Origin of the sequence: Paenibacillus jepli (assembly GCF_047238105.1) — a bacterium.
Taxonomy (GTDB): Bacteria; Bacillota; Bacilli; order Paenibacillales; family Paenibacillaceae; genus Paenibacillus_D.
The window spans coordinates 168,223-179,880 of sequence record NZ_JBDFMD010000001.1 but is presented as its reverse complement, the minus strand read 5'-3'; the positions used below and the strand labels follow the sequence as shown (position 1 = coordinate 179,880).

The window sequence follows — 11,658 nt, the reverse complement described above, 5'->3', positions numbered from 1 at the left end:
GATGCATAGAATACTGGTCGTGGACGATGAGCCGCGAGTCAGCTCGGGCATCAAAAACCTGCTCCTCTCCTCGCAGCTTCGTATCGCGCATGTCGAGACCGCTTTAAACGGCTTCGAAGCGATCGATTACATCCGGATGGAGCCATATGATCTCGTGCTGACGGATATTCAGATGAGCCGGATGAATGGGCTGGAACTGATGGAGACGATCTATCTGGAACAGCCGCAGCTTCCCGTGATCGTCATTTCCGCGCATGAGAAGTTCGATTTTGCCAAAAAATCGCTCAGTCTGGGTGCGCGGGACTACCTTGTCAAGCCGGTCGAACGGGACGATCTGCTGCGTATCGTAGGCAAAGTGCTGCAGGAGAAGGAAGAGATCGGCAAACAGTCGATGGAGCTGTCCATCAAACAGCGCGAACGGGAACTGAACAAGTCCGATACGCAAGGCAAGAACGAGCTGTTACTGGAATTAGTGACGGAGGGGTACCTGTCAAAGGAAGACCGCGCAGAACTGATACGGGAGCTGGGCGATCAAGGCCACGATGTGCGCTATGCCGTCATCGCGATCCGGCTTGATCTGACCCGGGGCGGATTCAGCAATCGAGAGATCGGGCTGCAGGATCGCAAGCTGCTCAAGTATGCGGCCATCAATATACTGGATGAATGTCTTGTCGAGTGGAATGGTGTGACCATGGTCGGGTACGGAAACGAGCTCATCGCGATTATCCGGCTTCGTGAGCAGGGAACAACCGGTTCGTCCATCGAGGTGAAGTCTCAGCTGCATCTGATCGGACAGATGATCGATACGAATCTGAGAAACTACCTTAATATCGAGGCAACGATCGGCATCAGCACGGCGCATCCGGACATCTTCATGCTGGCGAAGCTGATGGACATGGCGAATAATGCGGCCGAGTGGCGATATATATACCCTAGCAACAAAATCTTCTATTATGAGGACCGGCTGATGCAGGAAAATCTCGGGATCGTCGATTGGGCGGCGAGGGTGGACCGGTTTGTGCAGGGACTGAAGACGAGCTTCGGCGATAAGGCGCGCAGGATCGATGTGGAGTCCGTCATCGCTCCGCTGCATGAGCTGGGGCAGGCGGAGGAGCTGTTCAACAGCTACTTCGGGATGCTGGCTTATCGGCTCTACGGCTTGCTGCTGGAGGTCGGGCATGGAGGCGGGTTATCGCTGCAGCGATTCGATCCGGACGTGTTTTTTCGCGGCGCAGGCCGCAGTGAGAAGCTCGGGCGGTTGCATGACTATGTACGCGAGATCGAGGAGCTGCTGTTGCTTCTCGTTACAGAGCGGGACCAGTCGATCGTCTCCCGCATCCTGTCGTTCATCCGGGCCAGCTATCGCAATCCGGCGCTCAAGATTCAGGACATTGCCAGCGAAGTGCATTTCAGCCCTGCGTATCTAAGCTACTTGTTCAAGAAAGAGACCAAGAAAAATCTCTGGGACTATGTAACCGAGCTGAGGATCGAGGAAGCGCGCCATCTGCTGAGTACGACCGACAAGAAGCGGTACGAGATCGCATATGCGGTGGGATACGAATCCCCCGAGCACTTCAGCCGGATGTTCAAGCGCTGCGTCGGCGTCAGCCCGGCGGAGTACCGCAAGGAGAAGCCGGGGGGAGTCATCGTTGAAGCTGAAATATAAAGTGACTGCCGCGTTCGCCATCCTGATCGTTGCGCCATTTCTCGTCGTCGGCTGGCTGTCGGCCTACACGGCGACAGACACGATGATGGATGAGCTGGGCCGGACGACGCTGCAGCTGGTCATGCAGAATCACGTGACGATAGAGAAGACGATGTCTGCGGTGAATGACCGTACGACTACTTTTCTGGATAACTATTTTTTTGGGTCGACGACCAGCGTGTTCTGGCAAAGTATCGAGACACTGGGCGATATCCGGCATGCGGATGCCATCCTGGAGGGCTGGTCATCCAATGATACCGACTTCTCGCTGTATATGATCAATGTGTTCGGGAAGGAGCCGCCGATCGACCTATCGAACAGGGCCAAAGGCTTCAATTACTTGAATCAGGATGCCTCCAATATGCCAGGATGGACGCGGCATGCGATCCAAGCCAAGGGGGCGGGCTCATTCCGGCTCGTCGAGACAGAGGAAGGCAAGACGGAGGTTCGCTTCATGCGGAGCATCCTGAACGCACAGCGCTATGATCAGACCATCGGTTTCCTCGTCGTCTCGAACATGAAGCCGACGCTGGCCCGGGATCTGTTGTCCGTCCGGCTGCCAGAGCATGCAGGCCTGTTCTTGTTCAATGAGCTCGATGAGCAATTGCTGCGGGCCGGCGCGCCGGATATTGCCATGGACCGCATGCCAGACCCGGCCAAAGGGAAAAGGGAGGGCTACTACTTCGCCGAGCAAAACGGCAAGCAGTGGCTTTTTGCCTATTCGAGCCGCTCCGCATTTGATACTCGCCTGGTATACCAGATCCCGCTAGAATCGATTACAGGCAACCAGACCCGCTTACAGTGGCTGATGATGGTCGCATCGGGCGTGTATCTGGCTTGCGTGCTGCTCTACTTGCTCTATCTGCTGCGGATTATCGTGAACCCGCTTAGCAAACTCGTTTCACTTACCCGCATCTACGAGCCGGGCAAGCCGCTTGATGTCGGAGAGGACCCGCCGCGTGCGGATGAATTCGGCATACTATATGGCGCGATTCTGAAAATGACCCGCAGGCTGAATCAGTCGTTCGAAGAAAACTACGTGATGAAGATCAAGCAGAAGGAGAACGAGCTGAATGCATTGCACTCCCAGATCACGCCTCATCTGCTGTACAACACGCTCGATTCGATCTATTGGTATGCGCTGGACAGCGGCAATACTGGTGTAGGAGAGATGGTGAAGGATTTGTCGAAACTGTTGCGCATCGGGCTGAGCAAGGGCAGGACGATGATCACGCTCGGCGAGGAGCTGGAGCATGCTCTGGCCTACTGCAGACTGCAGGCGCAACGTTATCCGGATACGTTTGAGGCGACCTGGGACATCGATGAAGCGGCCAAGCTGTATATGACGCCCAAGGTCATCCTGCAGCCGCTCATCGAGAACGCGATCTTCCATGCGGTTAGCGGGATGGACGGCGAGGGGGAGGTCCTGATCAGGGTCCGTCTTACGGAGGACAATATCGAGATGGCCGTCGAGGACAATGGCTTCGTGCCTGTCGAGCTCGAGCGGATGAATAAGATCGTCCGAGGCGAGATCAATGACGCCGGCTTCGGGATCAGGAATGTACATCAGCGCATACAGCTGCATTTCGGCGACTCGTACGGCCTCTGCTATGAACACCGCGAAGGGGGCGGCACTGCGGCATGGATCCGGATCCCGCTGCAGCTGCCGGAAGGAGGCAGGGCGGATTAGCGACTGGACGAAGAGAGAGGGAAGCCGGGCGAGCGGCGACCTCTCTTTTTGTCATTTTATGTATGGATCCGGGTTTTGATCACATTTATGCCGGGATAGATCATCGAAGTCCGGGAGCTGCGGATCTATACTTAGTAGGAGAGGAGGTGGACATAATGAACGAGACATCGACCGTCTTACGCAGCGACTTGCCGATAAGCCGGCGCAAAACCAGGCTGGCCCTTTTTCTTCATGCGCTTTGGAAGTATAGAGCGCTCACAGTCATGGTCATCCCGACTTCGATCGTACTGCTTCTGAACAGCTATTTGCCGATGTTTGGCGTGTTCATCGCGTTCAAGAACATCAACTACATTGACGGCATCTTTGGCAGCCCGTGGGTGGGGTTCAAAAACTTTGAATTTTTATTTTCTTCCGGATCGCTGTGGCGCATAACGCGCAATACCGTCGGCTACAGCCTGCTCTTTATGGTGGTCAATCTGCTGCTGTCTGTCGGCATCGCGGTCGCCATCAACGAGATTCGGAGCAAGTGGCTCGCCAAAAGCTATCAGACCTTCTTCATCATGCCGTTCTTCTTGTCGGCGGTAGTCGTCAGCTACCTGGTCTATGCCTTCCTGAATCCTGAGAAGGGCTTCCTGAATCAAACGGTTGTCCAGTGGCTCGGGATGGATCAGGTGTACTGGTACTCCGAGAAGGAATACTGGCCCTACATTCTGACTGTCGTTAATGCCTGGCGGGCTATCGGGATCGGCGCGGTCATCTACATTGCCGCGATTGCCGGCATCGATCCGGAATACTACGAAGCGGCCGTTATCGACGGAGCCTCCAAATGGAGGCAGATCTACCACATTACGCTCCCGACCATTCGCCCGATTATAATCATCATCACGATCCTGAATATGGGTCAGGTGTTTAACTCCGACTTCGGCCTGTTCTATCAGGTTCCACTTAACTCGGGAGCGTTGTATCCCGTCACGGATACGGTCGATACATACGTGTTCCGCGTCCTGCGGGAACTCAACGATATCGGTATGTCATCCGCTGCGGCATTGGTTCAATCCGTGCTTGGCTTCCTGCTCGTCATCCTGACGAACGCCAGTGTGCGCAGAATCGACAAAGACCAGGCGCTGTTCTAGTGCGCAACTTGAGGTGAAGATAATGAGCAAATCGATCAGCCGCAGGGAGAATACAATCTCGCCCGTCGCGAGTTTCTTGTTGAACGGCAGCTTTATCGCCATGTCGATCGCCTTCGTCATGCCGGTTCTGCTAGTCTTTATTGTTTCTTTTACCCATAACGATTCGCTGCTGAGCAACGGCTACAGCTTCTTCCCCGAGAAGTGGTCCCTGATCGCTTATGAGAGCTTATACAAGGACTCAGGTACCTTGATCCGGGCGTATGGGGTCAGTATAGGCGTGACAGTCGTCGGTACGATGATCAGCGTGATCATCATGGCGCTGTTTGCATACCCGATCTCGAGGCAGGACTATCCATTCCGGAACTTCTTTACGTTCTTCCTGTTCTTCACGATGCTATTCAACGGGGGGCTCGTGAGCAGGTACTTGGTCTATACGCAGGGCCTGGGTCTGCTAGATTCATATATAGCGCTGATTATGCCTCTCTTGATTATTCCGTTCAACGTAATCATCATGCGGACCTTCTTCCAGTCCACGATACATCCGGCGCTTCTTGAGTCGGCCCGTATGGACGGCGCAGGCGAGCTGCTCATCTTCATGCGCATCGTGCTGCCGCTGTCGCTCCCGGTCATGGCGACGATGGCGCTGTTCAGTACGATCAATTATTGGAATGATTGGTTCAATGCGCTGCTCTTCATTCGTACGGAAGATAAATATCCGGTGCAATATTTGATGATCCGGGTGTTGAACGATATCCAGTATCTGCGAGATAATGTCCAACTGGCTGCGCAAAATCCCGAGCTGATGCGAAACCTGCCGAACGAATCGCTGCAGATGGCGATGGCCGTCATCGGCATGGGACCGATTCTGATCGTTTACCCGTTCTTCCAGAAATATTTTGTCAAAGGACTGACCGTCGGAGCCATCAAAGGCTGACATCCGCAACTCGGGTAGTAACGCTCCGGCGTCCTCTGCCGCACCCGCGGCACGGACAAATGAGCCGAACTATAGATAATCTATTGAACTACAGGAGGGGTAAAGCAATGAAACAACGTAAACCAAGCGTCGTCTTGCTTACAATGATCATGATCCTTGCCATGATCCTGCAAGCTTGTTCGAGCGGCAGCAACGGGAACAACACCAACATCGCACCGACTCCCCCGGCGAATGACGCTGGCGGCAACAACAACCAGGCGGCTGGAGCGGACAACGATACGGCAGCGTCAGAGCTGGAACCGTATGAAGTATCGATCGTGTATTTCGGGACGCCGGAGGCCGACGTCCCGCTGGTCGAAGAGAAGCTGAACGAATACTTCAAAGAAAAAATCAATGCCACCGTAAAGCTCACCCCAATCGCATCGAGTGATTACAAAACGCGTTCGGAGCTAATGATGAACACGGGCGAGAAAATGGACCTCGTCTTTACAGCTTCATGGTTGAACTACTTCGGCAATGTGTCCAAACATGCCTATCTGGAGCTGGACGAATTACTGGAAAAGCACGGTCAAGGCATCCTCGAGCGTTTGAATCCGCTTTATCTGGAAGCGCCGCGCATGGACGGCAAGCTGTATGCGATCCCGACGAACAAGGAAATTACGCAAGGCTATGGCTATACGTACCGCAAGGATATCGTGGAGAAGTATCAGATTCCGATCGAAACGATCAACAACACGAGCGATCTGACGCCATGGCTGGAAAAGGTCAAGGAAGGCGACTCGAGCTTCATCCCGTATTATGTAAGCGGCGGTTCCGGCAACTTCGGCGGCGGCGGCAACCAGATGTATGCGACCCGCAGCACGCTGCAGCCTGTCGGTCCTACGCCGGGCAAGGTTCCGGTCTTCCTGGTCGATCACACATCGACGACGGAAGTGAACGTCAGATCCGTGCTGGATCCCGAAGTCTACGAGGTGAATAAGGCAGAAGTCGAATCACTGCGCAACATGTATGAAAAAGGGCTGATCAATGCCGACTCGGCGACGAGTACGACGAGCATCGGCGATCAGCAGCGCGACGGGAAGATATGGGTACAGCCGGCGACGTGGAAGCCTGGTACCGATATCGAGATGAGCAACTCCGTCAATAATCAATATGAGTATGTCTCCCATGTGGTCGCGGAGCCTCTAGTGACGACTGATCTTGCGACCGGTTCCATGTTCTCCATCTCAAGAACATCCGGGGATCCAGAGCGTGCAATGATGGTGCTCAACTATCTGCACACCGACCCGTATGTCGTTAACTTGATCGTTCATGGTATCGAAGATAAGCATTACACCAAAGTCGGCGAAAACCGTATCGAGCAGATAGCTGATTCCGGGTACGGTACGAGTTCGCTGTTCTGGGTTATCGGCAACCAGTTGATCAACTATCTGAAGCCAGGTCAGCCGGACGATCTGTATACAAATTGGGAAACGTTCAATAACGAAGCAAAGCGGTTCCCGCTCATGGGCTTCGTGTTCGATGAGACAAACGTGAAAAATGAAATTACGCAGATGACAGCGGTCATTACGGAATACAAGTCGATCTTTACGGGTGCCGTCAAGGATCCGGTCAAGCTCCTGGATGAGCGGAACAGCAGGCTCAAAGCCGCGGGCATCGAGACGGTGCAGGCAGAGATCCAGAAGCAGGTCAACGCTTGGCGGGCGGCCAACCAGTAGCGGCAGATATATCGAGAAACGAACGATGAGAAGAGTCTCCTTGTAGAGGCTCTTCTTATGTTGTCCCCCCCAGATAGGCTGACTGGCGGCGGTTAGCAGAGGCAGCGGGCCTCTGCCGAATATTGATCACGAGAATAAGAGATTAGATCATCGAATATGGCGTAAGAAAACAGTAAGATAACGGTGCAGTCTACTATATTCTCATAGGAGGGTAAAATGATGTCGTCCAAAATCCCACGCAAGAAAGGAAAGGTAAGAAGGTCGCTGGCGGTGCTGCTAGGATTGACTTTGTTTGTGAATGCGCTTACAGTTTTGCCTGTTATTTCTTCCGCTGCCGTTCCCCCGCTGCCAGGACCGCATAATCCAGTTGTGTTTGACGATTTTGCCGGAGGTGGTGTGTTTAATCAGAACTGGATGAACTGGTGGAACCAGGATGGCGGTACAGGATCGTTCACGAAGACGACTGCCGATTCCCGGGAAGTAGGTCAGTTCGCTCAGACTCCGGCATCGGCCAGCTCGTGGGCGAAGTTTCAGCCTTGGCATGAGAGCGTCGACCTGACGGGGTACAAGTATCTGAACGTCACCTGGAAGGATCCGGGCTATCCCGACTCGCGTATCCGCTTCATCGTACTGGACGGAACGGTCAGTTATAATCTGACGGGCGGTTGGGTTCCGGTCCCGACGAGTTGGACGACCACCCGCTACGATCTCGATACGATGGCGCCGAACCTTAACAAGTCCAAGGCCAAGTTCGAAATATGGCTTCGCCAAACAGGCGGCAGCTACGGCGAGGTACTGATCGACGAGATCTTTGCTTCTACGGACGAGAGCGGCACCGCGCCTCTCTTGACAGGCAGCATGACAGCCAATATGGCTGGCTCCTACAATCAGAACACGAACTTCACTTTCCGCGCGACGTATACGGATGCCGACAACGAGAAGCCGTTTGCCATGCAGCTCGTCGTCAACGACGAGACCATCCACAACATGATGGAGGTCAATCATGCGGATACCGACTACACGGACGGCAAAGATTACATCTTTATCACGAAGCTGCCGCCAGGCACGCATACCTATTATTATCGGACAACGGACTTGACATCGGACGAGGTCAACACTTCCGTGCAGTCCGGGCCTGTGGTCAGCCAATCGGAGCAGGTCATTGACGTCGTAGTCAGCCAGGCCGGCTATCATGCCGCCGGCTTCAAAAGCGCCAAGGTCACCTCGCTGCTTCCGCTGAACGATACGGCTTATGAGATCAAGAGCGGCACGACCGCCGTGAAGACCGGCAATATAACCTACGAAGGCGTTACGTGGGACAAGCATGTGTACTCGATCGATTTCTCTGACGTGACTGCGGCTGGCCTGGATTACACGATTGTGTCCAATGGCGTCGCGTCCTATCCGTTCCCGATCCAGACGAATATGTGGACGGACTATAAGGACGAGATGACCGCCTTCTACCGCCTGCAGAGGGCAAGCGTAGCCACCACGGAGGCTTACCCGGCGGGCTACAGCAGCATCGCGCCTTCGGCCAGGATCTACCATCCGGCCGGTCATCTCGACGATGCCCAATCAGAGGACGGCACTGCGAACTACGACCTGACTGGCGGCTGGTACGATGCCGGCGATTACGGCAAGTATGCGGGCAACCAGTGGGTCGGCACGCAGATCGCCTTGGCTTACATCCGTCACAAAGATGCAGACGACGTGAAGTTCGATAATGATACGAACGGCATACCCGATCTCGTGGATGAAGCGATCTTCGGCAGCGAGTATCTGATCAAATGGGCCAATCAGCTGGGAGGCGCTTTGTATGACCTCAAGAATAACGCCGGCGGCTTCGTCCATCCGCACAAGACGACTGACGGATTGATCGGCACATCTGATGATCGCAAGCTGTCCAATCTCGGTGTTGCGGGTTCGGCCAAAGCAGCAAGTACGCTTGCAGCTACAGCGCGCGCCATCCATACGGCGATTGCCGAAGGCGACATTGCTGCAGAGCAGGTCGCAGCGCTGCAAACGTTTGCGGAAGAAGCTGAGGACGCGGCCGTCGTGTTCTACAGCTATGTCATAGCGAATCCCGATGGGCCGCTCGGCTCTTATAGTACTCGCGGCGGCATTCCGAATGCGAAGCTGCTGGCCGACGTTCAATTGTATCTGCTGACCCAAGACACTGACTATCTCAGCGCCGCGGTTGCCAACGCCAATACGCTTACGATCAGTGACATCTATTCGACCAATTACTGGGATATGCGGCCGATGGCGCTTGCCGAGCTGTACCCCGTCGCGGATCCGACTACTCAAGCTCATATCCAGCTTCTACTGAAGCAGCAGGTGGACTACTTCCTGTCCTCGACAGACGATACCCCATACGGCGTACTGAATCAGTTCAAAAACTTCGGGGTAAACGAGCCCCATGCCTCATACCTGGGGGACTTGATGCGCTACTATGAATTGTTCCAGGATCCAGCAGCGCTGCGCGCTGTGGAGAAGGGGATCTACTGGATTTTTGGCGAGAACCCTTGGAATATCAGCTGGGTGTCGGGCATCGGTTCCGACTTCGTCGACTTCCCGCATACACGTTATGACGAAGGCTCTAATTCGAGGAGGTCTGGCGTCGTCCTCCCCGGTGCGATGGTGAGCGGCCCGAACATGAAGGATACAAAAGACAAAAAGAGCGTCAGCCCGTGGTACGAGGATCGTTCCTTACACTTAGACGATACGAGCCAGTGGCGCTACAACGAATACAGCATCAGCATCCAGGCGGGTCTGCTTTATACGATTATGGGACTGAGCGCCTATGAAAACGCCGATTCATCCGGAGGTACGGAACCAGTCAAGCTGCCTACACTCACCCCGACGATCGGCGATTATGTTCGCGGTGAAGTGACGGTTTTTGCAGGGCCGGCAGCCGGCATGCATGCAGTCGATTATTCCGCCTCGGGACCGTCCGGCACGAACGGCGAGTATGCGCCGATGTCGGTAAGTGGTGAAGTATACGCCGCTACCATCGATGAAAGCGGTACTGCGCCTTACGCCAATAAACGGGTCGATGTAAGAGGAACGGATGCAAATGGCAATATGACCTATAGCTCCACGCATTACACCGTGGCGGCGCCATTGCCCGATCCGTCAACTCCGGCATTATATGACGATTTTGGCGGTGGCGGCCTGTGGGGCTCCACCGGCGGCAACAACCAATGGGTGAACTGGTATACCCAGAACAACGGTTCGGCGACCTACACGAAGACGACGGAGGACGGGCGCACGGTCGGCAAGTTTACGCAAACGCCGGCGGCGACGAACTCCAACGCGAAGTTCCAGCCATGGCACGACATTGTCGATTTTGACGGTTACCGGTATCTGAACTTCACGGTCAAGAACCCGGGTTACAGCGACCTGAGGATGAAGATAGAGCTGTCGGACGGCAGCAAGGGCTATAATCTCACAGGCGGTTATATACCCGTCCCAGCAACGTGGACAGAGCTCCAATACGATATGGACGCTTTGTCCGCCACGCTGAACAAGAAGACATTGCGGATGTCGATCTGGCTGAACCAGTCAACGGCCCAGTACGGCGAGATGTTCATCGACGAGATCAAAGCGACGAATCTTGCCAGTGGCAGCGCGCCTACGTTGACAGGACTCAGTCTTGACCACTCGACTGGCGATACGGATACCGAATTTACATTTGGCGTTACTTATACGGATGCTGATAACGAAGCTCCGTTCGCCATGGAGGTCGTCATCGATGGGGTTGTCCATCTGATGGAAGAGGCAGATCCCGATGACATGATGTATACGGACGGCAAGGACTATAACTATACGACGAAGCTGCCGTTGGGCATCCACTCGTACTACTTTCATACGAGCGACACCACTTCGGATGCGGTTAGCAGTACCGTGCAGACGGGACTGGTCGTCAGCGGCAACAGCGTACTCTTCTCCGATGACTTCAATGACGGTGATGCTGCCGGCTGGACGTCGACGAGCGGCAACTGGTCAGTCACCGCCGACGAATACATTGGCCAAGCCGCTAGCGGGAACAGCTACTCGATCGCCGGCCAACCGGATTGGACAGATTACACATTGGAAGCCAAGGTCAACGTAACGAACAATACTAATGGCAACAAGGATGCTGGGCTTGTGTTCCGTTACACGGATCCTGACAACCACTACGTGCTTTACCTGAAGAACGACGACCGCTCCGGCCGGAAGATGGAGCTGGTCAAGGTGGAAGGGGGCGTTCGTACGACGCTGGATCATGCCAGTCCGAGTGTGATGCCGGATACGTCCCATACGTACAGGATCGTGCTCAGCGGTGATGAGATTGCAGTCTATCAAGATGAGGTCTTGCAGCTGAGCGCTTCGGATAGCACGCACGCCAGCGGCAAGATCGGTGCGCGCGTCTACGCGAACACGAAGGCCATCTTTGACAACTTTACAGTTAGCCAGTAGATATGTCATAGCTGCAA

6 protein-coding genes are annotated in these 11,658 nt (G+C 54.6%); all 6 read left to right on the top strand.

Features of this window, described 5'->3' with window-relative positions; genetic code table 11:
• The first annotated feature begins 1 nt into the window (after position 1).
• The 6 genes from ABC336_RS00855 (at position 2) to ABC336_RS00830 (ending at position 11,641) form a co-directional block, all read left to right on the top strand.
• On the top strand, positions 2-1,666 hold the full coding sequence (locus ABC336_RS00855; RefSeq protein WP_413236854.1) for a response regulator transcription factor: 1,665 nt from the start codon (positions 2-4) through the stop codon (positions 1,664-1,666).
• Entirely contained in the window at positions 1,650-3,395 is a 1,746-nt protein-coding gene (locus ABC336_RS00850) for a sensor histidine kinase (protein ID WP_413236853.1), read from the top strand. The genes ABC336_RS00855 and ABC336_RS00850 overlap by 17 nt, the downstream gene beginning before the upstream one ends.
• Before the next feature lie 155 nt (positions 3,396-3,550).
• The gene (locus ABC336_RS00845; RefSeq protein ID WP_413236852.1) at positions 3,551-4,528 is read left to right on the top strand and encodes an ABC transporter permease; all 978 of its coding nucleotides are present in this window, start codon (positions 3,551-3,553) and stop codon (positions 4,526-4,528) included.
• 22 nt (positions 4,529-4,550) lie between these two features.
• The gene (locus ABC336_RS00840; protein WP_413236851.1) at positions 4,551-5,462 is read left to right on the top strand and encodes a carbohydrate ABC transporter permease; all 912 of its coding nucleotides are present in this window, start codon (positions 4,551-4,553) and stop codon (positions 5,460-5,462) included.
• 107 nt (positions 5,463-5,569) lie between these two features.
• On the top strand, positions 5,570-7,180 hold the full coding sequence (locus tag ABC336_RS00835; protein WP_413236850.1) for an ABC transporter substrate-binding protein: 1,611 nt from the start codon (positions 5,570-5,572) through the stop codon (positions 7,178-7,180).
• 216 nt (positions 7,181-7,396) lie between these two features.
• Entirely contained in the window at positions 7,397-11,641 is a 4,245-nt protein-coding gene (locus ABC336_RS00830; protein ID WP_413236849.1) for a glycoside hydrolase family 9 protein, read from the top strand.
• The last annotated feature ends 17 nt before the right edge of the window (positions 11,642-11,658 follow it).

Bases quoted from the DNA above. Each gene is read 5' to 3' on its own strand.
- ABC336_RS00830 (WP_413236849.1), top strand. From the start codon at position 7,397: ATGATGTCGTCCAAAATCCCACGCAAGAAAGGAAAGGTAAGAAGGTCG.
- ABC336_RS00835 (WP_413236850.1), top strand. From the start codon at position 5,570: ATGAAACAACGTAAACCAAGCGTCGTCTTGCTTACAATGATCATGATC.
- ABC336_RS00855 (WP_413236854.1), top strand. From the start codon at position 2: ATGCATAGAATACTGGTCGTGGACGATGAGCCGCGAGTCAGCTCGGGC.
- ABC336_RS00840 (WP_413236851.1), top strand. From the start codon at position 4,551: ATGAGCAAATCGATCAGCCGCAGGGAGAATACAATCTCGCCCGTCGCG.
- ABC336_RS00845 (WP_413236852.1), top strand. From the start codon at position 3,551: ATGAACGAGACATCGACCGTCTTACGCAGCGACTTGCCGATAAGCCGG.